17 protein-coding genes are annotated in these 19485 nt (G+C 62.4%); 4 read left to right on the top strand and 13 right to left on the bottom strand.

Annotated features, from left to right (window positions below):
• Window positions 1-10 precede the first annotated feature (10 nt).
• From ABIE18_RS13045 to ABIE18_RS13035, 3 genes are all read right to left on the bottom strand, one after another.
• The gene (locus ABIE18_RS13045; RefSeq protein WP_499723198.1) at window positions 11-862 is read right to left on the bottom strand and encodes an ABC transporter permease; all 852 of its coding nucleotides are present in this window, start codon (window positions 860-862) and stop codon (window positions 11-13) included.
• Between the two features lie 2 nt (window positions 863-864).
• On the bottom strand, window positions 865-1809 hold the full coding sequence (locus ABIE18_RS13040; RefSeq protein WP_431117324.1) for an ABC transporter ATP-binding protein: 945 nt from the start codon (window positions 1807-1809) through the stop codon (window positions 865-867).
• Window positions 1810-1948: 139 nt separating this feature from the next.
• Complete coding sequence (locus tag ABIE18_RS13035; RefSeq protein WP_499723197.1) at window positions 1949-3460, bottom strand: bifunctional phosphatase PAP2/diacylglycerol kinase family protein; 1512 nt, start codon at window positions 3458-3460, stop codon at window positions 1949-1951.
• Window positions 3461-3553: 93 nt separating this feature from the next.
• Between ABIE18_RS13035 and ABIE18_RS13030 the strand changes: the two genes are divergently transcribed.
• Window positions 3554-4258, top strand: coding sequence for a phosphatase PAP2 family protein (locus ABIE18_RS13030; RefSeq protein WP_499723196.1), 705 nt, complete (start codon window positions 3554-3556; stop codon window positions 4256-4258).
• Here the strand turns inward: ABIE18_RS13030 and ABIE18_RS13025 are convergent.
• The 7 genes from ABIE18_RS13025 to ABIE18_RS12995 all read right to left on the bottom strand — a co-directional run bounded on the left by ABIE18_RS13025 (window position 4203) and on the right by ABIE18_RS12995 (window position 13360).
• The gene (locus tag ABIE18_RS13025) at window positions 4203-5396 is read right to left on the bottom strand and encodes an MFS transporter (RefSeq protein ID WP_499723195.1); all 1194 of its coding nucleotides are present in this window, start codon (window positions 5394-5396) and stop codon (window positions 4203-4205) included. The genes ABIE18_RS13030 and ABIE18_RS13025 overlap by 56 nt on opposite strands.
• The gene (locus ABIE18_RS13020; RefSeq protein ID WP_499723194.1) at window positions 5393-6160 is read right to left on the bottom strand and encodes a DeoR/GlpR family DNA-binding transcription regulator; all 768 of its coding nucleotides are present in this window, start codon (window positions 6158-6160) and stop codon (window positions 5393-5395) included. Before ABIE18_RS13020 ends, ABIE18_RS13025 begins: the two co-directional genes overlap by 4 nt.
• A 155-nt stretch (window positions 6161-6315) precedes the next feature.
• A complete protein-coding gene (locus ABIE18_RS13015; RefSeq protein WP_499723193.1) occupies window positions 6316-7998 on the bottom strand; it encodes an ABC-F family ATP-binding cassette domain-containing protein in 1683 nt (560 codons plus the stop codon).
• Between the two features lie 67 nt (window positions 7999-8065).
• On the bottom strand, window positions 8066-9328 hold the full coding sequence (locus tag ABIE18_RS13010; RefSeq protein WP_499723192.1) for an FAD-dependent oxidoreductase: 1263 nt from the start codon (window positions 9326-9328) through the stop codon (window positions 8066-8068).
• A 13-nt stretch (window positions 9329-9341) separates the two neighbouring features.
• Window positions 9342-11327: a penicillin-binding transpeptidase domain-containing protein gene (locus ABIE18_RS13005; RefSeq protein ID WP_499723191.1), complete on the bottom strand. Its 1986-nt coding sequence runs from the start codon at window positions 11325-11327 to the stop codon at window positions 9342-9344.
• A 102-nt stretch (window positions 11328-11429) separates the two neighbouring features.
• A complete protein-coding gene (locus tag ABIE18_RS13000) occupies window positions 11430-12086 on the bottom strand; it encodes a response regulator (protein ID WP_499723190.1) in 657 nt (218 codons plus the stop codon).
• Entirely contained in the window at window positions 12083-13360 is a 1278-nt protein-coding gene (locus ABIE18_RS12995) for a sensor histidine kinase (protein ID WP_499723189.1), read from the bottom strand. Before ABIE18_RS12995 ends, ABIE18_RS13000 begins: the two co-directional genes overlap by 4 nt.
• A 195-nt stretch (window positions 13361-13555) precedes the next feature.
• Between ABIE18_RS12995 and ABIE18_RS12990 the strand changes: the two genes are divergently transcribed.
• A complete protein-coding gene (locus ABIE18_RS12990; RefSeq protein ID WP_499723188.1) occupies window positions 13556-14635 on the top strand; it encodes an ABC transporter permease in 1080 nt (359 codons plus the stop codon).
• 30 nt (window positions 14636-14665) lie between these two features.
• Complete coding sequence (locus ABIE18_RS12985; protein WP_499723187.1) at window positions 14666-15367, top strand: ABC transporter ATP-binding protein; 702 nt, start codon at window positions 14666-14668, stop codon at window positions 15365-15367.
• Window positions 15368-15415: 48 nt separating this feature from the next.
• Here the strand turns inward: ABIE18_RS12985 and ABIE18_RS12980 are convergent, their stop codons facing one another.
• Window positions 15416-15814: a winged helix-turn-helix transcriptional regulator gene (locus tag ABIE18_RS12980; RefSeq protein ID WP_499723186.1), complete on the bottom strand. Its 399-nt coding sequence runs from the start codon at window positions 15812-15814 to the stop codon at window positions 15416-15418.
• 83 nt (window positions 15815-15897) lie between these two features.
• On the opposite strand from ABIE18_RS12980, the gene ABIE18_RS12975 reads away from it, so the two are divergent.
• The gene (locus ABIE18_RS12975; RefSeq protein WP_499723185.1) at window positions 15898-16503 is read left to right on the top strand and encodes an NAD(P)-dependent oxidoreductase; all 606 of its coding nucleotides are present in this window, start codon (window positions 15898-15900) and stop codon (window positions 16501-16503) included.
• A gap of 24 nt (window positions 16504-16527) precedes the next feature.
• On the opposite strand, the gene ABIE18_RS12970 is transcribed toward ABIE18_RS12975, so the two are convergent.
• On the bottom strand, window positions 16528-17976 hold the full coding sequence (locus tag ABIE18_RS12970; RefSeq protein ID WP_499723184.1) for a phytoene desaturase family protein: 1449 nt from the start codon (window positions 17974-17976) through the stop codon (window positions 16528-16530).
• Window positions 17969-19480: a glycosyltransferase family 87 protein gene (locus ABIE18_RS12965; protein WP_499723183.1), complete on the bottom strand. Its 1512-nt coding sequence runs from the start codon at window positions 19478-19480 to the stop codon at window positions 17969-17971. Before ABIE18_RS12965 ends, ABIE18_RS12970 begins: the two co-directional genes overlap by 8 nt.
• Window positions 19481-19485 lie beyond the last annotated feature (5 nt).

Here is a 19485-nt window from a genome sequence, read left to right as displayed (position 1 = left end):
CCTAGACGGCCTAGACATCCCGCTTCTTCAGCAGGACCGTCGCCAAGGCAACCGGCACTACAACCCAAGCGCCGAGAACCAGGGCGGCTTGCCAGACTTCCAGCGTGTCCGGGACATGCTCGACGGCAGTCATCGGGTTGATGGTGTTGCCCGGAAGGTACTTGCGGGCCTCCACGAAGAAATCGCCGGGAATGAGCTGAAAAGCTATCGGGGCCACAAAGAACAGACCCACGAGGCTCATGATGCCTCCTGCCGAGTTGCGGACGATGGTTCCAAGTGCCATACCAATCGCCGCCACGGCTGCCACGTAAATACTGTTGACCAGCAAAAGCTTGACCGATTGCGAGCTACTGAGATCCAGCTTGAGATCGTAGTTATCCACGATCGGGAGTGACACGAGGCCAGCTATGAAGGTGGACACCGCCGTCAACAGGAAGGCACTGACCATCACGACTATCAGCTTGGCCAGGAACGGTGAGAGGCGCTTCGGGACCGCGGCGAAGGTGGAGCGCGCCATTCCCGTGGTGAACTCGGAGCTCATGAGCAGGACGCCCAGCGAACCGAGGATCAGCTGGGCGAATGCGATGCCCGAGGTGGGGATGGTGACTGCGATGTCGCCGCCCTGCGCGGCAATGGCGGCCGCGGCTTCTGGATCCCTGGCAGCTTGTTCGGCGAACTGCCCTGTACCCCAAGCCGAAAGTGCTGCGAAGCCAACCATCACCAACGCTGTGGAAGCCAGGAGAATCAGCGTAGACAACAGCGTGCGGAACTTGATGAACTCGGAGTTCAGTACGCGATGGAAGGCCGGTCCTGGACCGACGGAGTTACGCATGGACTTGCGGTCCAAAGTGGTGGTGCTCATGTCTATTTCCCTCCGGCCTGAACGGGAACAGACGCCCCGGCGGTGATGTGCGAGTGGTATTCCACCTCGTCCTTGGTCAACTCCATGTAAGCCTCTTCGAGACTTGCCTGGAGCGGGGTCAGCTCGTAGACCATGACCTGGTTGTCCAGGGCAGTCCGGGCGATTCCGCGAGGATCCAGGCCCGAAACTTCCAGCAGCTCACGTTCGTGGACCTCCACGGAGACACCCGTGCCGGCGAGCAGTTGCATGAGCCGCTCCGGCTGGTCCGTGCGGACGCGGGTGCGGGCCTGGCCCTTGCCGGTGATGATCTCTGCGATGGGCGCATCCGCAATGATCTTGCCGCGGCCAATCACGATCAGATGGTCTGCCGTCAATGCCATCTCACTCATGAGGTGGCTGGACAGGAACACGGTGCGGCCCTCGGAAGCGAGGTACTTGACCAGATTCCGAACCCAGACCACGCCTTCCGGGTCCAGGCCGTTGACGGGCTCGTCCAGGATGATGGTCTGCGGATCGCCAAGCAGCGCTGCCGCAATGCCGAGGCGCTGACCCATACCGAGCGAGAAACCCTTCACCTTCTTCTTGGCGACTTCTCCCAGCCCGGTCATCTCAATGACCTCCCGCACCCGGCTCTTGGGGATGCTGTGCGTCGCGGCCATGGCGAGCAGGTGGTTGTACGCCGTGCGGCTCGTGTGGACTGCCTTGGCATCAAGCAGGGCACCGATTTCACGCAACGGCGCAACGTGCTTGGCGAACGGCTCACCGTTCACGGTCACCGAACCCGCGGTGGGAGTGTCCAGCCCCATGATCATGCGCATCGTGGTGGACTTGCCGGCACCGTTCGGGCCCAGGAAGCCCGTCACCCGTCCGGCTTGGACAGTGAAACTGACACCGCCGACGGCGGTCTTCTCGCCGTAGACCTTCGTCAGGCCTTTTGCTTCGATCATGGAAGCGTTCCCTCCTCGGAGCACGTGTGCGTGCAGATGAGTTGTTGACTGTACTGACAACGCTAGTCACAGAGGGTGCGGAAATCGCCTGTCTCAGGGATGATTCAGGGTCCAGTCAGGGTAGTCCTCCCGGATGACGCTACGAAGCTGGGTCAACCGGAAGCGGACAATACACGCGTAGCTCGTGGCTCTTGACGGTGAACACTGCACTGCGCACCCCGGGCTTGGGCTCACCATCCACGGCGAGGACCAACGGTTCTCCGATCGCCTCAATGGTGACGGTAGTTGCCTCGGTGAGATGCGTGACTTTGGAAGCAGCAACGGTGCCTGTCATGACGGCCCAAAGGAGCCGGGCACGGGCAAATGGTTCATCCGCAGTGATCATGCGGAGATCGAAGACGCCGTCGTCCAGCACAGGGCGTCGAAGTGGGGCATGGTCGCTGGGGTAGTAACGCCCACGTCCCAGGTACAGAATCCACAGCTTGTGCTTCACGCCGTTAACGGTGAGCGTCGTGGGCGAGTTCACTCCGAAAGTCCGCAGCGATGCCACCAGACTGGCCAGGGGTTTGCCCATGGCGGGCTGCAGTCGCTCCCGGCGGCGTACGAGGTTCGGATAAACACCCACGCTGGCCGTATTCAGCATGGCAATCTCACTGCTCTCAGGGTTGTCAGGCAAACCTCGATGGACGGCAACATGCCCGAAATCCACAAGCGCAGCCTGCCCCTCTGTGACTGCCTTGATTGCGGCGTCAATGGAATTGGTCCCGAGGTCACGGGCAAAGTGGTTGAGGGTGCCACCCGGCAACACCAACAGAGGCAGGGAATGCTCGACGGCGATAGCGGCCGCGGTGCCAACCGTCCCGTCACCACCCCACACGCCAAGCGCTACGGTGCTTGGCCGGGCTGCGGCTGCTTCAATCTCAGCGGCGACATCCTCGCCCTCAGCAATTTCATGAATATGCGCTTTGGGGAATACCTCCTGTAGCAGTTCGCCGGTTTCGGGGGAGTAGGAACCGCCCAGGACATTAACAGCGATGCTCAGCCCCTCGCCGTCGGAAATTCCCGGGGCCTCTGCCGGCGTCCGGCGGGGTTTGGGTTCGGCCGGCTTGGCTGGCCACCACGTGCGTGTCAGCAGGGCAGCACCCGCGCCAAGTGCAGAACCAAACACCACGTCAGACGGCCAGTGGGCCCCTGTGTGCACACGGGAATAGGCAACGCCCGCGGCGATAGGCGCGAGTACGGCCCCCAAGACGGGAGAGACCATCCCCGCTCCCACGGCAAAAGCTACGGCTGAAGCTGAGTGGCCGGACGGCATGGAGGAACTAACCGGCTGCGGATGCACGAACCTGAAGACGGGCAAATGCTCGGGCAGGGGTCGAGTCCTGGGCAGTGCCGTCTTGAAGATGACGTTGGTGACCCCGGAGGCCACGCCCAAGGCAAGGAGTCCGTGCAGGGCTGCCCTGCGCGGCTTTCCTGGAACAGTGGCCATGATTCCCGCGATGCCGAACCAGAGCTTCCCCTTGGTGGCGGCTGCTGAAAGCCGCCGGAAGAGATCATCATGCTCGCCGTGAGGCTGGCGCGAAACCGCCCTGACAAGGAAATGATCGAACCTTGCCACGTGTTTGGGCCCTTTGCCCAGGAAACCTCGCATTCCACCACACTAGCGCGAGTCCACGTGGCAGGACCGGGAGGAATACGGGAACCTCCAGCCACCCTGCCCGACCGCGGTGGCTACGATGAGTGCATGATTCGCGTCCTGCGTCCGCGCCAACGGCCCAGCTGGCAGATTGTCACGCCTGCCTTGCTTTTGCTCGGCGCGTTCGCGGTACCGGGAGGCATAATCGTGGCCGGTCAAGGGGAGCCCGCCTTCAACAGAATTGATACAACGTGGCAGGCCTATTCCTTCACCCTGCACGCCCCGTTCTGGGACGCGGTGAACGTGGTGCTCAACTGGGCTGGGTATGTGGGCATGCTGGTGTTGCACGTTGTTTTGGCGGCCGCGCTACTCGTCTGGCGACGACCCAGAGCTGCTGCCTTCTCTGCACTTGCCGGCCTTTCTGCCCTGGGCTCCACTCAACTGGCCAAGGCGGTTGTTGGGCGTGATCGGCCTCAAGGCGCCAAGGTCCTCTCGGATACCGGTTCATACCCGTCGGGGCATGTTTCTGCCACAACCGCTTTTCTCGTCGTATTGGCGTTGCTGATCGGTCAGCAGTGGGCCAAAGTGGTGGCTGTTCTTGGCATACTGGCGATGATGGTCAGCAGAACCTACCTGTCTGCTCACTGGTTAAGTGATGTCCTAGGTGGTGCTTGCCTGGCCGCCGGCGTGGTCCTGCTGTTGTGGTGGCCGTTCTGCAACATATGCATCCAGGAGAATGAAACCGCTGGCCGGGCGACTATTTGGCGCGCAAGGGCCTTGCAACGCCAGCAAGAAGCAGGGCAACAAGAATAGGCAATCCGATCGCCAGCAGTGCCATGTGAATTCCGGTTTGGTCGCCGAGGTAACCCAGAAGCGGCGGGCCAGCCAGGAACGCGACGTAGCCAATCGTGGAGACCACGGAAACGCGTGCCGCTGCGTGCTTGGGATCGTCGGCCGCAGCGGACATGCCCATGGGGAAGGCCAACGCCGCACCAACGCCCCAAAGAGCAGCACCAAGTCCGGCCAGCACCACGTTGCCGGCAAAGACGAACAACGCCAGGCCCAGCGCGGCCGCTGCCATGCTGGCACGGAGAACAGCGACGCGGCCGAACCTGTCGATAACCGTGCCGCCGAGGAACCGCATCCCGGTCATGGCTGCAACGAAGAGCGCGAAGAGCAGGGCGCCGGTCGCTTCGGAGGTATTGAGTCCATCAACTGCTGCCTTGGCAATCCAGTCATTGCCGGCTCCCTCCGTGAGGGTCGCACCCAAAACCACCACACCGATGAGCAGGGTGCGGCCGTCCCGCCAAGCCGTGGGTCCCTTGGGAGCCGGCGCGCCGTCGTCGAGCGTTTCAGCCACTGACGCTTCGTGCGGCAGGAAGTAACGCGGCACGGTCAGCGCGAGGAGGACAGCAAGTCCGGCGATCACGAGCAGATGCTCAGGGAGGCCAACACCAAGTTGCGAGAGCCCCGCGCCGATCAAAGCGCCTACAAACGCCCCGCCGCTGAACGCTGCGTGAAACTGCGGCATGATGGTCCGCTTGAGCCGGTGTTCGACGTCGGCCCCTTCGATGTTCTGGGCTACGTCCCACAGGCCGATGCCGATGCCGAAGAAGAAGAGGGCGATGGCTGTGGCCGGAACCGATGCAGCCATGAGGGAGAAGGCGATCGCCGCACCTGCGGCACCCGCCACGATGCCGGCAAGACGAACCGTTCCGGCGGTACCGATTCGGCCTACCACCCAACCTGCGGATGGCAAAGCCATCAAGGACCCGACGGCGGTGCAAAGCAGCAGGGTGCCCATTTGGCCGGAGGTCAGGCTGAGAGCCTCAGTGACGGCGGGAATGCGTGCCGCCCAGCTGGCAAACACCAAGCCGTTCATGGCGAAGATCAGGAACGTCGCCACCGCCGCCGCGTTGACGTTGGTGGCGCTTCTTGTGCTGGTGGTCATGCAATCACAACTTCCACAGAGAGTTTGTCGAGCCGGGCAAGATCTTCGGAGGATGGCTTCAGGTCCGTCACGATAACGTCCACAGTCTCCATCGCGGCAACCAGTGCTACCGCGCTGGCATTCCACTTGCTGCCGGAGGAGGCAACGATGACCCGCGACGCCGATTCCAGGCCGGCGCGCTTCACTGCGGCGTCGTCAAGGTCATGGGCCAGCAGTCCGTCCTTGACGTTGAGGGCGCAGGGCGTGACCACTGCGGTGTCGAATCGCAACGAGCGTATGTTCGCCTCGGTCATGGGACCGCGGAAAGACTGTTCGCCGGGAATGAGGCTTCCTCCGGGGAGAATGAGCTGCGGCCTTCGGCCTTCCTTGGCGTGGGTCAGCGCCTCGACGCCGTGCAAGGACATCGGCATCACTGTGAGTTCACGCTGGCTCAGTCGCCGCGCGATTTCCGTGGCGGTGGATCCGCTGTCCAACCACACATGCTCGCGGTCCTTCAGCAGTGCGTCAACAGCCGCTGCGATCTTGAGCTTTGCCTCGTGGTCTTCCAGTTCTCGCTGCCCATAGCCGGGGTTGTCACCGCGCGCAAGCAGGCTGCGGGCGCCGCCGTGGACCCGCTTCAGCACTCCATTGGCAGCAAGAATCTCGAGGTCGCGGCGGATCGTGGCGCCCGAGGCTCCCGTAGCCTCTACCAGCTCGTCCACTGATACTTCTTCGCGTTTGCGCAGCAGCTCGCCAATGAGCCGATGGCGGTCAGGAGTTCCCATGTTCCAACGGTATCAGGCTGACGTTCACTTAATCATGCAATGTGATCATTTGATCACCGATGCTCTCTCACATCCCACCCCTTAAATGCCGATGCTCTCTCATCAACTGAGAGAGCATCGGGCGAAAAGGGCAATGATGTGAGAGAACGTGCGGACTAGCGGGCGCGCTCCACGCGTTTCTCATCCCAGACGGGTTCCTCGGACTCGTAGACCTTTCCATCGGAGCCAAAGATCAGGAAGCGGTCAAAGGACTTGGCGAACCAGCGGTCATGGGTGACAGCCAGGACCGTTCCCTCGAAAGCATCGATGGCACGCTCCAGGGCCTCGCCGGAGTGCAGGTCCAGGTTGTCAGTGGGTTCGTCGAGGAGCAAGAGTGTGGCGCCGGACAGCTGCAGCAGGAGGATCTGGAACCGCGCCTGCTGGCCACCGGACAGGGACTCGTACTTTTGCTCCGACTGGCCCGCCAATCCGTAGGAGTCCAGGGCACCTGCGGCGGCTTCGCGGGGAAGGCCCGATCGGTGTTCGTCGCCGCGGTGCAGGATCTCCAACAAGGTCCGGCCGAGCAGATCCGGACGAACGTGCGTCTGCGCGAAGAATCCGGGGCGGATACGGGCGCCCAACTTCACAGTTCCTTCATGCGGCACTTCAGCAATGACAACGTCCGACACCGGCAAGTGCTCCCGCTCGGGGTCGGTGCCACCGGTAGCCAGCAAGCGCAGGAAGTGGCTCTTCCCGGAACCGTTGGAACCCAGTACGCCCACGCGGTCGCCAAACCAGATTTCCGTGGAGAACGGCTTCATGAGCCCAGTCAGTTCAAGCTTCTCCGCCACGACGGCGCGCTTGGCTGTTCGCCCACCCTTGAGGCGCATCTTCACGTTCTGCTCAATGGGCAGTGCCTCGGGCGGCCCAGCCTCCAGGAACTTGGCAAGACGGGTCTGCGCCGCCTGGTACCTGTTGGCCATGTCGGACCGGAACGCAGCCTTGTTCTTGTACATGTTGACGAGTTCCTTGAGCTTCACGTGCTCCTCGTCCCAACGCTTGCGGAGTTCCTCGAACCGGGCATTCCTGTCGGCACGCGCCTCCACGTAGGAGCCGAAACCCCCTCCGTGGATCCATGCTCCGGCACCGTTGATGCCTGGTTCAAGCGTCACTATTCGTCCGGCGGCGTTGTTGAGCAGCTCGCGGTCGTGGCTAATGAACAGCACGGTCTTCTTGGATTCGTTGAGCTTTGACTCCAGCCAGCGTTTACCGGGAACGTCAAGGTAGTTATCCGGTTCGTCCAGCAGCAGGAGTTCATCCGGACCCGCGAACAGGGCTTCCAATACGAGTCGCTTCTGCTCGCCACCGGACAGCGTGGAGGCACGTCGGAACTGCGCTTTGTCGAAGGAAATTCCCAAAGCCGCCATGCAGACTTCGTCCCAGACCGTCTCAACGTCGTAACCGCCGGCGTCTCCCCAATCCACGATCGCTTGGGCGTACTTCATCTGGGTGGGTTCGTCATCGTGCTCCATCATGGCGAGCTCGGCGTCTTCTACCGCCTTGGCAGCTGCCGCGAGTCCGGCTTGGGCCGTGGAAACCAGCAGATCCCGGACAGTTGACTCATCCCGGACTTGCCCAACGAACTGCCGCATGATGCCCATGTTCCCGGATTTTCCTATGACGCCTTCGTCGGGTGTGAGGTCGCCGGAAATAATCTTGAACAGCGTCGTTTTGCCGGTTCCGTTGGGTCCAATCAGCGCGGTCTTGGTGCCGTCCGGCACCTTGAAGGTCACGCCGTTGAGCAGCTGGGTGCCGTCGGAGAGGAAGTAGTCGATGCCGGAAACGTCAATATGGGCCACCGCCCAATCTTCCCATGGCCAGGTATTAAGGCTCGACGGCGGAACTTGGCCCGGGTGCCCAAGCGGGCTAAGCGTCAGGCTTTCGCCGGGCAAACTGCGGTGCATGCTCGGGTCGTGGGCCGAAGGCAATCATCCGTGCAGGCAACTTCCTGAAGCCGGGAAAGTTACGGAGCACAAAGAGCAACAGCTTGGGCGGCTTTGGCTGCTTGCCCGCCATGACCTGTGCGAAGATAACGCGATGCAGCACTCGCTGAAACGTCTGCACAATCACGGTCGGCGGCCAGCGCCGCTTCTGGACGGCGGCGAGGTGACCGTCATCGAGCGTGTTGCTCAGCAGCGGGGAAGCAATGATCCGGGCCGCTGCGACGGCGTCCTGCACCGCCAGATTGATCCCCACGCCACCGGCAGGGGACATCGCATGGGCAGCATCGCCAATAAGCAGGAGGCCCGGCTTGTGCCACTCGGACAAGCGGTTGAGCTTTACATCCAACAGGTGGAGATCATCCACGGAGCGAATGTTGCCCACGCGGTCTGAAAGGTCTGGCCGCAACCTGGCGACGCGTGCGCGAAACGCCTCTACGCCTTCTGCCCGCAACTTCGGATCCAGTCCCTTCGCCGCGAGGTACGCGATCTGGTAAAAGTCCTTGCGGGTCAAACTCAGCAGAACGTCCGAAGTCCCGAAACTGGGCGCAATCGACGCCACGGGATCCCTCTCATCGGCGTTCCTCGGAAGCCGGAACCACCACGTATCGAACGGCACCGGAAATTCGCGTGGGACCAAGCCCGCCCGTGCACGAAGCACCGAACCACGGCCGTCACACGCTACCGTCAATGCAGCGTTCAGTTCGCCCGTCCCTAAGGTTTCGCCGGTTAGGGGATCCCGGGTTCTGTACGCCACACCCGAAACCGCACCGGACCCGTCGCGGAGCAGCTCTGTGACCTCAGTGTTCATCCGCAATGCGAAGGTGGGTTCCTGCTTGGCTGCCTCCACCAGAAAGTTCAGCAAGTCCCACTGGGGCACCATGGCCACATAGTTGTACGGCTCCTTGAGGAGCCCGAAATCAGCGAGGATCACTGAATCCCCGCTCCCGGCAGGCAGCTGGAAATTGCCGAGCTTGCTCTGCGGTAGCTGCCGGAACCCTTCGCCCAACCCCAACTCGTCGAGGAGGCGAACGGTGGAGGCGTGCACGGTATCGCCACGGAAGTCCCGCAGGAAGTCGGCGTGCTTCTCCAACACAGTGACTTCAACTCCGGCCCGGGCAAGGAGCAAGCCCAGCACAATCCCGGCCGGACCTCCGCCAACCACAACGCACTGCGTGCTGCTTTGCATAGCTTCTCCCGATTTAGCCGGCGGCGGTGAGGAACGACTTCAACAACGGCCCGCTGGTGGTCGCACCCAGCCCGCCGTCTTCCACGAACACAGCAACCGCCAGGTCTCCGTGGACCGCAACGATCCATGCGTGAGTCTTGGGCGGGTCGTCATTGCCGAACTCAGCAGTTCCCGTTTTTGCCCCGACGGGCGCTCCCGGTACCTGGGCGAGGAATCCTGCGTGCCCGGAGGTCACCACCGCCCGCATCATGTCGGACAGCGCGGCGGCTTCTTCCTTCGTGATCGGCTTGGTTGAGGGCGGTGACGCGGGCGCTGCGCTAACGGAAGAGGACGACGGCGACGCGCTGCCGCTTTCCGTGGGTGCCGCTGTCGCGCTGGAGTTCCGGGCTTCAGGGTTCAGCACGAGTTGAGGCGACACCGGAGCGCCGTTGCCAACAGAGGCTGCCATGATCGCCGCAGACAGCGGAGAGAAGAGCACCTTCCCCTGGCCGATCATGGATGCCGCGTGCTCGGTACCCTCTGCGGCGCCCGGGACGGAACCGAGGAAGGCATCGGCTCCCAGCTTGGGCGCTTCCACGGCCACGCCCAATGCCATCGCGGCAGACTCGAGCTGGTCCTGGCTGACTGTGTCACGGGCATTGATGAAAGCGGTGTTGCAGGAGTGGGCAAAAGCGTCCCGCAGCGTAACTGATCCCAAGGAGCTTTCCGGGTAGCCCTCGGAGTTCTTGAAGGTCCTGCCGTCAACGGTCAGGGTCGGGGTGCATTCGACCTTGGAATCAGGCGTGGCGCCGTCGCGGAAGAGCGCCAGGGAATCGACGATCTTGAACGTGGAGCCCGGCGCGTATTGACCAAGCATCGCTGTGTTGTAGCCGTTGCTGCCCGGACCGGATGCGGCCGCCAGGACAGCTCCAGTAGAAGGCTTAAGTGCCACGATGGCGGACGCTGGCCCTACTCCGGCAAGCGTTTCTTCGGCCAGTTGCTGCAACTTCAGGTCAAGCGTGGTCTTGAGGGTTGTTCCGGGCACAGGAAGGGACGAGAAGAATACTTTGGTTGCAGGGGTCTCACCTTCCGACTTCGCTTCCTGCTTGGCGACCACCTCCACGCCGTCCTTCCCGCGGAGCAGCGAATCGTATTTCTGTTGAAGGCCGCCGGTTCCTGTGGTGTCCCCGGCCCGCAAGGCACCATTGGACTTTTCGATCTGCTCTGCACTGGCCTGGCCCACACTTCCCAGGAGCGCCCGGGCGAAAGTGCGTGTTGGTGCCAACGCCATGGAGTCCAGGATGCTCGCGCCACCCGGAATGCCAGTGATCTTTGCTTCGGTAATTTCCGGGGTATAGGCGCGGAGGACGATGCCTTCCACGAAAGCCTGTGGACCCGAGGCTGCCACCTGCTTGGCGTACTCCTCAACGTCAAGGCCGAGCAAAGCAGCCATTGCCCGGGCGGAGGCATCCGCCTGATCAGCGGCAAGCTTGGTCTTATCGATACCAACGCGGAAAACAGGGCGGTCTTCCACAATGGGGGCATCGCCTGCGCCGAGGATCTGTCCGCGCTGGGCAGGAACCGTCTTAACGGAGAGCGTCTCGCCATCCGAAAGTTCCGGGGCAAGGAGCTGCGGATTCCATTGAACGGCCCACTTGTCACCGGACTTTTTCAACGTAGCCTCGGAGCTGTATTCCCATTTGGCTGAGCCGATGTTCCAGCTGTAGTTCAAAGGGAAGGTGGCGGTCTCGCCGTCGAGCTTCACGTCACCCGACTGAACCGATGGCTTGGCATCGAGTCCCTCAAACACCGCTTTGAGTTGATCGTTGGCCGCGGAAGCGTCCTTGCCCTCCACGGCGAGTGAACCGACGTCGAGCGCGGCAAGAGAGGAGGCCAGCTGCTTCGCTGCACCCTCGGCACCGGAGCGACCGTCATCGCAAGCGGTCAGCGAACCAGCCATCACCAGCGCTACCAAGCCAAGAACTAGATTCCGTGTTTTCATTTTCCCCATTTGCGACATTATGCCCCGTTCCCCTGACAGTTTCTCGTCGCGACCACAAGGCGGACCCGCCCCACACCAGGTCCTCCGACACGACCTTCTCGGCGTGCCAATCGAAAGTGCTTAACGCTGCCGAAGGATCCTGCGCTGCGCCGCCACCGCAATCGCAGCCGTTCGGTTCTCCACGCCGAGCTTGGAGTAGATATGCACCAAGTGTGTCTTCACTGTTGCCTCGGAAATGAACAACTGCTTCGCCATGGCGCGATTGCCCATTCCGGTGGCCAGGAGTTCCAGCAACTGGACTTCCCTGGGGCTCAATGCGGGCGACGGATTCCGGATCCTTCCCATGAGCCGGGCCGCCACCTCCGGGGCCAGCGCGGTTTGACCGGCGGCAGCGGATAACACAGCCTGCTGGATCTGTTCAGGCGGGGCGTCCTTCAACATGTAGCCGCTGGCACCGGCCTCAACAGCGGCGAGGATGTCAGCGTCCGTGTCGTAGGTGGTGAGGATAAGGACAGGCGGCGGGGGAGTCCCGGCCTCGCCGGCTTTGATCCTGCCTGTGGCCGTCACGCCGTCCATACCGTTACCCATTTGCAGGTCCATCAGCACCAGGTCCACAGGCTCACCCAGGGTGTTCAACCTGCCCAGTTCGGCCAGCGCCGCATCACCGTTCGCCGCCTCGGCCACAACGCTGACACCAGGAAAATCAGCGAGCATCGCCCGGAGGCCGGCCCGCACAACAGGATGGTCGTCCACCAGAAGGATGCGGATGTCGCTCATGCCTCACCATTCCCGGCAGGCAGCGGCACCCGAAGGGCAACCACGGTTCCTTCGCCAGGCGCCGACTCGACATCCAGGCTGCCTTCCAGCGCAGCCAACCGTTCCCGAAGGCTCTGAAGCCCGACGCCGGTGCCGTCGCCGCGCGCTGTACCGGCCGCCGTCGACGGTTCAAAACCGATGCCGTCGTCGAAAACATCCAGGGTTACCTCCGGGCCGAGGAAGGACAAAGTCACGACGACGGCACGTGCGCGGGCGTGCGCCCACACGTTCGCAAGGGAGGCCTGGGCGGCACGAAGCAGGGTGGTCTGGTAGGTATTGGGCAAGTCCAAGGGGGTGCCCACAAGTTCGAAACGGCAGCGCAGTGCGGTTCCCCGGGCGGCTGCTTCCGTCTCAGTCTTGGCGCAAAGCCTCCGCAACGTGTCCACCAGATCGGACTCCTCCAAAGCAGGTGGCCGGAGATCACGGACAAAATTCCGTGCCTCCGCAAGGTTGGCTGATGCGGTCTCCTGTACGATCCTCAACCGTTCATTCGCGGCCTTCACGTCCCCCTCGTCCAAGGCTTTCCCCGCAGACCTACCCATCAGGACGATGCTGGAAAACCCCTGTGCCAAGGTGTCGTGAATTTCCCGGGCCAACCGTTCGCGCTCAGTCAGGACCCCGGCGTCGTGCTGGGTTTTGGCCAATTCTGCCCGTGTTCGTCGGAGGTCGGCAGCAACAATGCGTTGATTCTCGGCCTCCAGGAACAAGGCGCGGTATGCCAGTCCGGTGACGACGGCAAAGCCAGCTCCAAACATGGGTCCCAGAACCATCGCAAGCTGCAGACCGCCGTCGGCCGAGCCCCTGCTGTGGAACCAGAGGGCACCAATCAGCAAAGCGGTGCTCACCACGATTGCCGGCAAGGCGAGACGCCGGGGGAGTACGTGCAGTTGCAGGAAGAAGAGTGGGAAGGCAACCCATGCGAAATCGCCGCTGACCAGGAGAAGCAACAGCCACAAGATCATCACAGCGGCAAGCCACCAACCTGAGTAAGGTGTCGGATCGAAGCGGCCGGCTCCGGTGGCATGGCGTTTCTCCAGGATGGTTCCCACGAGATACACCAAGGCCAAGGCAGCCGACAATCCCAGTCCAGCAATGACAGCCACCGGCGACGGACTGCCCGCAGTGCCCGTCAGGAGCCGCACCACTGCCACCAGTAGCAGCACCGCGAAGCCCACATGGAGACTTATCCGCAGCACACGGAGGATTGTGGCGGTGCCCGTGGAAGTCTCCTGCATGCGTCCCAGCCTATCCTCGGCGTTGCGCCGCTCCCTCGAAATTCCGCGTCGTGAAGCAGGAATCAACCAATCGGATGATGGCCGGTTCAACCCCTTGATGTGCGCGAATCCATCAGGCTCCCGATGTGCCCGAATCCATTGGACGGAAGAGTGGATCCAGCCGGGACCAAGCCCGCATCCGAGCAAAGGATTCTGATGTTTCTTGCCATCCGCGACATCCGCTTCGCCAAGGGCCGCTTCGCGCTCATGGGAAGCGTTGTCGCACTTATTACGCTGCTGCTGGTCATGCTTTCGGGGCTTACTGCCGGGCTCGGAAACCAGTCGACATCGGCCATTGAATCACTGCCCGCACAGCAGATCGTCTTCGGCGCACCGGCGGGCGGGGAGCCGAAGGCCTCCTACACCGAGTCTGAGGTTTCCAATGCCCAGCTCGAGGCCTGGCGGCAACAACCCGGCGTTTCATCGGCAGACGCGGTGGGCATCAGCCAAACCCGCTTCCAATCCTTGGCTGGCAGTGGCACTCCGAACGGAACCGCAAATGTGGCAGTCTTTGGCGGTTCGACGGCTCCTGCCGCTGTTGAGGACGGGACCGTCGTGGTCGGCGAAACGCTTGCGAAGGACCTGGCCCTTGAGGCCGGCAGCCGCGTCCGGGTCGGTGGAACGGAGCTGACTGTTTCAGAAGTTGTGCAGGACCAGTGGTACTCGCACACCGGCGTGGTCTGGACGACGCTGGACACCTGGCGGAAGATCGCCCACGCTCCCCAGGGCACCGCCACAATCCTGGCCATCAATTACAACGCCGGTGCCTCCGTCGGCGTTGAAGCTGCCAACGCTTCGGCTGGCACGGTGAGCATGGATCCCGTCGGCTCGTTCCAGGCTCTCGCCTCGTACAAGAGTGAGAACGGTTCGCTCATGCTCATGCAGGCATTTCTTTACGGAATCTCTGCCTTGGTGATCGTGGCCTTCCTTACGGTGTGGACAGTGCAGCGGACACGTGACATCGCGGTCCTAAAAGCACTCGGCGGCTCTTCCGGGTATGTCCTGCGAGATGCTTTGGCTCAGGCGGCGATCGTGCTGTTGGCCGGCGCCGTATGTGGCGGTTTGCTGGGCCTGGCGGGCGGACTTCTCGCGGCCAGCGCGGCGCCCTTCCTCGTCACGCCTTTGACCACCTTGGTACCCGTTGTCGGCGTCGTCGTGCTGGGCCTGGGCGGCGCTGTCCTCGCGGTCCGGAATGTCACCAAAGTAGAGCCGCTGTTTGCCCTCGGTGGCAACTAAGTTCTGAACATTCCCAGAAAGGCATACATCGTGACCCATGCATTGAATCTCATCAACATCACTCTGGACTACCCCGACGGCGACTCAACCCTCAAGGCTTTGGACGCCGTAGACCTTGCAGTTGGACGCGGGGAGTTCCTCTCCTTGGTGGGTCCGTCCGGTTCCGGCAAATCCTCGCTCTTGGCTGTTGCGGCCACACTCGTGAAGCCCACCTCCGGACTCGTCGTTATCGACGGCGCGGACGTTTCAGCGCTCAGGGACGCCGAACGCACAGCCCTGCGGCGCGACAAGGTGGGCATCATCTTCCAGCAGCCCAATCTTCTTCCGTCACTGACCGCCGTCGAGCAGTTGCTGATCCGGGACCACCTGCGCGGCAAGGCTGTCCGCGGGGCCCTTGGTAAAGCCCATGAGCTCCTGGAGATCGTGGGTTTGGCCCGATCGGCAAACAAGAGGCCGCACCAGCTATCCGGCGGGCAGCGTCAGAGGGTGAACATCGCCAGGGCGCTCATGGGCAGCCCCACAGTATTGCTGGTGGACGAACCTACCGCAGCCCTGGACCACGAACGCAGCGAATCGATCGTCAGGTTGTTGGGCCGGATTACGGACGAGTTCTCCACGGCTACTGTGATGGTCACGCATGATACGGAGTTCCTTCCCCTGACTGACTCCGTCGCGACCATGCGGGACGGACGAATCAGCCGCGCCACACTCCCGTCCGCCCTGCCCAACTAGGTCGCAGTAGAGCGCGTTTTGGACGTTCAGAACGCGCTTAACTGCTACTTAGTTGGATGACCCGAGCAACAGATCGTCCTGTGCCTCGTCGTAAGTGTCCCGGGCCTCGAGAATCGTAGGGACGTGGCTCTCCGCCCACTGACGCAAAAGGGTGAGGGGTTGCAGGAGGGATTCACCCATGGATGTGAGTTCGTAATCCACTCGCGGCGGCACCTGGGCGTGGACGGTCCGCGTAATGAGCCCATCGCGTTCCAGGGCCCGCAGCGTCTGCGTCAGGACCTTCGGCGTGACAACGTGGACCATCTTGCGCAGCTCCGAGAACCGAACGGGCCCGTCACCGAGGACTTGGATCACCAAAGACGCCCATTTGTCGCCGATTCTTTGGAAGATCACGCGTGATGGGCAATTGGGATCCAGGACGTTCCCTGGGAGGGCATTAGTATCCATGAGGTAACTCAGTTCCTTTGAAGCTATCAGTATCCAATAGATACCTTCGTGTTATCGCAAGGATAGCAACCCAAAGGAGAGTCATGAAAATCGCAGTCTACGGCGCAACGGGCATGGTCGGCAGTGAAATCGTCAATGAATCCATCACTCGCGGCCATGAAGTCACGGCTATCTCCCGCAAGGGCGCCGGGATCGCCGGCGCAACTGTCCAGGTAGCGGATTTGGCCGACGCGGAGGTCTTTGCCTCCATCGCAAAGGACCACGACGTCGTTGTGCTCGCTACGGGTCCCAGCCGCACCGGCGGGGATCATGGAGAATGGCTTGATGCCATGGCCACGGCTTACAGCAACGCCGAAGGAACCCGCCTCATGATCGTTGGCGGTGCAGGCACACTCGAGGTAGACGGCGTCCGACTCCTCGATTCCCCGGACTTCCCCGAGGCATACAGGGCGGAAGCCACCACCGCTGCGAAGGCACTGGAAGCCGTCAAGCAGACTCCCGAGGACGTCGACTGGACGGTACTTGCCCCCGCTCCCGTTATCCAACCCGGTGAGCGTACCGGCGAATACACCGTGGCCAAGGATTCCCCCGCCGGCACCAGCATCTCCTCGCAGGACTACGCCGTTGCCATGCTGGATGAAATCGAAAGCCCGGCCCACCGCCGCGCACGCTTCACGGCTGCAAACTAAACAGCAGCCTGGCCCGAGTCCGGGCTAACCGACAATCAGACCGAGCCCGGGTACCGGCAGCTGGAATATGTCCTTGAGGGCATGCTTCGCCGCATGGTACCCGGGCATCCCTGTAACACCAGGCCCGGGCGGGGTGGATGAAGAACACAAGTAGACGCCCGGCATCGGTGTACGCCAAGGCACGTTGGACACTACTGGCCTCTGCACAAGACCCCGCAAATCCAACAATCCTGCGCTGAAGTCGCCACCCACATAGTTTTCGTTGTAAACGGCCAGTTCGGCCGCCGTCGTGGTCTTCGAGGCCACCACCACGTCCCGGAAGCCGGGTGCGTATCGCTCTATCCGTGCAGTGACAGCCTCACCCATGTCCACGTCAGAGCCAGCCGGCACATGGCAATACGTCCACAGGATGTGTCGCCCCGCCGGTGCCCGCGACGAGTCCACAAGGGACGGTTGGGAAACCAGCACGTAGGGCTCCGTTGGGTGTTTGCCCATGTCCACGAGGTTCTCGGATTCGGCCATGGCCATTCGCGAACCGCCCACATGAACCGTCCCCGCCCGCTTCAGGCCAGGGGCCAGCCAGGGAACGGGTTCGGACAGAATGTAGTCCACTTTGCAGGCTGCATTCCCGAAGCGGAATGCAGCCAATGCCCGACGATAGTTGTCGGGTATCTCAGCCCCACCCAGACGTGCGAGCGTCGGAGGTGCAACATCCAGCAGGATGGCCTTTGCCGGCCTGACCTGGTCGAAAGAATCCACGCGCACACCGGTGTGGATGGTCCCGCCGTGCGCAATGAGGTCCTCGGCCATTGCCCCTGCGATAGCTGCCGATCCGCCCACCGGTACCACCCATCCGCCGGCGTGGGCCAGGACGGCGAGCAAAAGTCCGGCACCCGTGGAACTAAGCGAGGGCTGGGAGCCCAACGCGTGGGACATCACACCGGTCAACAAGGCCGGAGCAGCCTCTTCACGGAAGCGCCGTCCCCAGAACGGCGTTCCTTGGTCAAGGGTCGCGAGACCAAACAACACAGCCGCAAGAGGATCCTTGGGCACGCGGAGCAACTGGCTCGACGTAAAGTCCACGACCCCATTGACGCGCGCAAGGAGCGGCGCAATCAGGCGACGGTACGCTGGGCCGTCCACCCCCAGTTCCATGGTGGTCCGTTCCAAGGACTGGTAAGCGAGGGCGGCTCCGCCCACGTCCAACGGCGTCCCGTGCTGGACTTCAGACACGCGCAGCTCAATTCGCTGCGAAAGGTTGAATTCCTTGAAGAAAGGAGACGCCACTGCCATTGGATGCACCGCGGAGCATACATCGTGCAGATATCCCGGCTCGATCAGCTCGCTTGTTCGGGTTCCGCCTCCGATGGCATCGGCGGCCTCGTACAGATGTACCTCCAGCCCTGCGCGGGCCATGGTCACTGCCGCGGCCAGGCCGTTGGGACCAGAACCAACGACGGCGACATCAGCCATCGCTACCCACCTCCAACTGCCGGGGTGCTTCAGGCTCGGCAGGCTCAACCCTTGAACGCCAGGGGAGAACTGACGTGGACGGATGGAGGAGGTTAATCCTGAGCCAATCCTGTGTGCCTTCGAAAGGCCCGCCATGGGGATCGTCTTCGCCTAAAGCACGTAGAGGGTCCTGCGATGGATCCCAGATATCCATCACCACCCTTGCCATCAGGTACGCCGTTGCAATCATGTGCAGGGCCACAGCCAGGACGTAGTAGGACATATCTATGTTGTGCTGCACGGACCCACCACTGGTGGCCATGCCCAAGTACATCCAAATGGCAGCCCAGTGCAGGCCTTCAGCAGCCTGCCAAACCAGGAAGTCCCGCCAGCGCGGTCTCGCAAGGGCAAGGAGCGGAATGAGCCAGATGACGAATTGGGGCGAGTACACCTTGTTGGTGAGGATGAACGCGGCCACAATCAGGAAGGCCAACTGGGCGAGGCGCGGGCGCTGGGGCGCCGTCAAAGCCAGGGCACCTACCAACACGCAAGCAATGAGAAAGAGGTTCAGCGCAAGCGAGTTGATGGTGGCTGCGTTAAGTTGGGTCCATTGAAGCCGATCGGCCACGAGGTTAAACGCGAACCAGGGCGAGCTGTACCCGGCGGGCCGTTCCTGGGTGAACTCAAAGAAGTAGCGCCAGCCTGAAGGGTTCATTGCCGCGATGGGCAGGTTGACGGCCAACCATGCCGCGGCTGCGGCGGCGGCAGTCACCAAGAAGGTCCGCAGACGACCACTGCGCAGCGCCAACACCAAAATGGCACCCAGAATGAGGATGGGGTACAGCTTGGTGGCCGTTCCCAGCCCGATGCAGATTCCCGCCAGGATCAACTTGTCGCGGGAGAAGAAGTACATGGCCAACGCGAGCAGGGCCACCGCCCACATGTCCCAGTTGATGAACCCCGCCAGGACGATTCCCGGGGCCAGGGCCACCATGGCGGCATCCCAGGGGCGACGCTTGTTCATTCGGGCGGTGAGGAGGACGGTAATTATCCATACGGCAACAATCAGCGTTGCGTTGACGTCGAAGTAACCCAGAATGCGTTCGGCGCCCACCCCTTTTCCTGGCACGAGCAGCGCCGTCAAGCCTGCGATGATCCCCATGAGGACCGGGTACTCAAACAAGCTGCCTTGCGTGAAGAAGGGGAACACTCCATCGCCCAGGCCGCGGTTGCGGAAGAGCTCGGGGAAGTCGGAGTAGCACGTGGCGTAAAACTGCGTGGGCGTCTCCCAGCCATTGACGCGGCAATAGTCCTTCGCCAGCACGGCCAGCAGAGCAGCTGTCACGGTGAAGATAACGAGGACGCGTTCAACCGTGAACGGTGCGGGGGAGATCTGTCCTGGGGCCGAGTGTCGGCCCAAGGGCCCACCTACAACCTCCGTGAAGTTACGAAGCAGGGAGTCGCTGCGGCTTGGAACCACAAAGCGGGCACGTTTTCGCTGCCGGCGCGGCTTCGTCTCCTGCATAAATC

The sequence above is a fragment of the Arthrobacter sp. 2762 genome (assembly GCF_040548745.1).
Classification (GTDB): domain Bacteria; phylum Actinomycetota; class Actinomycetes; order Actinomycetales; family Micrococcaceae; genus Arthrobacter.
This window is presented reverse-complemented; position numbering and strand designations above follow the sequence as displayed.